Here is a 1,324-nt window from a genome sequence, read left to right as displayed (position 1 = left end):
GTCACCGAGGCGGACCACCCGTACGCCGGGGCGTGGTGGCCGCCGGGTCACGGCCTCGGCTACGAGCACACCTTCACCCACGAGGTGAAGGACTTCATCGAGGCGGTGGCCGCAGGCGCCGACCCCGCACCGTCCTTCGAGGACGGGCTCCGGGTGCAGCGGGTGCTCGCCGCGGTCGAGGAGAGCGCGGCCGCCGGGTCGGGCTGGACCTCGATTTGATTGTCCACAGGACTGTGAGAACGGGTGTGATATGACGCGACCGATCACGTTGTTCACGGGGCAGTGGGCGGACCTGCCGTTCGAGGAGGTCTGCCGGCTCGCCTCCGAATGGGGCTACGACGGCCTGGAACTCGCCTGCTGGGGCGACCACTTCGAGGTCGACAAGGCCCTCGCCGACGACTCCTACATCGAACGCAAAAAGGAAACCCTGGCCAAATACAACCTCGGGGTGTGGACGATCTCCAACCACCTCGTCGGCCAGGCCGTCTGCGACCACCCCATCGACGAACGCCACAAGGGCATCCTGCCCGCCCGCATCTGGGGCGACGGCGAACCCGAAGGCGTCCGCCGCCGCGCCGCCGAGGAAATCAAGGACACCGCCCGCGCGGCGGCCAAACTCGGCGTCAAGACCGTCGTCGGCTTCACCGGCTCCTCCATCTGGCACACCCTGGCCATGTTCCCGCCGGTCCCGCCGTCGATGATCGAAGCCGGCTACGCCGACTTCGCCGACCGCTTCAACCCCATCCTCGACGTCTTCGACGAAGTCGGCGTCCGCTTCGCCCACGAGGTACACCCCAGCGAGATCGCCTACGACTACCACACCACCCGGCGGACCCTGGAGGCCATCGGCAACCGCCCGGCCTTCGGCCTCAACTGGGACCCCTCCCACATGGTGTGGCAGGGCCTGGACCCCGCCGGGTTCATCCTCGACTTCGCCGACAAGATCTACCACGTCGACTGCAAGGACGCCCGGGTCGCCACCCGCGACGGCCGCCGCGGCCGCCTGGCCTCCCACCTCGCCTGGGCCGACCCCCGCCGCGGCTGGGACTTCGTGTCCACCGGCCGCGGCGACGTCCCCTGGGAGGAGTGCTTCCGCGCACTCAACCACATCGGCTACGACGGCCCCATCTCCATCGAATGGGAGGACGCGGGCATGGACCGGCTGCACGGCGCACCCGAATCCCTGGCCTACATCCGCGCCCTCAACGCCATCACCCCACCCGAGGCTGCCTTCGACGCCGCCTTCTCCTCCGAGAGCTGACCTCTCTCCCCAGCTCCCGTGAGGCCCCGGGCCGGGCCGCGCCCCCCGCGCGACCCGGCCCTT

Annotated in this window: 2 protein-coding genes; both read left to right on the top strand. The window is 70.0% G+C overall.

Annotated elements, in window-relative coordinates; genetic code table 11:
• Positions 1-219: Gfo/Idh/MocA family oxidoreductase (locus AAH991_RS40035; RefSeq protein WP_346231176.1), on the top strand; the 219-nt coding region annotated here is incomplete at its 5' end.
• Between the two features lie 31 nt (positions 220-250).
• A complete protein-coding gene (locus AAH991_RS40030; RefSeq protein WP_346231175.1) occupies positions 251-1,261 on the top strand; it encodes a sugar phosphate isomerase/epimerase family protein in 1,011 nt (336 codons plus the stop codon).
• Positions 1,262-1,324: the final 63 nt, after the last annotated feature.

Origin of the sequence: Microbispora sp. ZYX-F-249 (genome assembly GCF_039649665.1) — a bacterium.
GTDB classification, from domain to species: Bacteria; Actinomycetota; Actinomycetes; order Streptosporangiales; family Streptosporangiaceae; genus Microbispora; species Microbispora maris.
The sequence above is the reverse complement of the archived record's forward strand: the minus strand, read 5'-3'. Positions and strand labels throughout refer to the sequence as shown.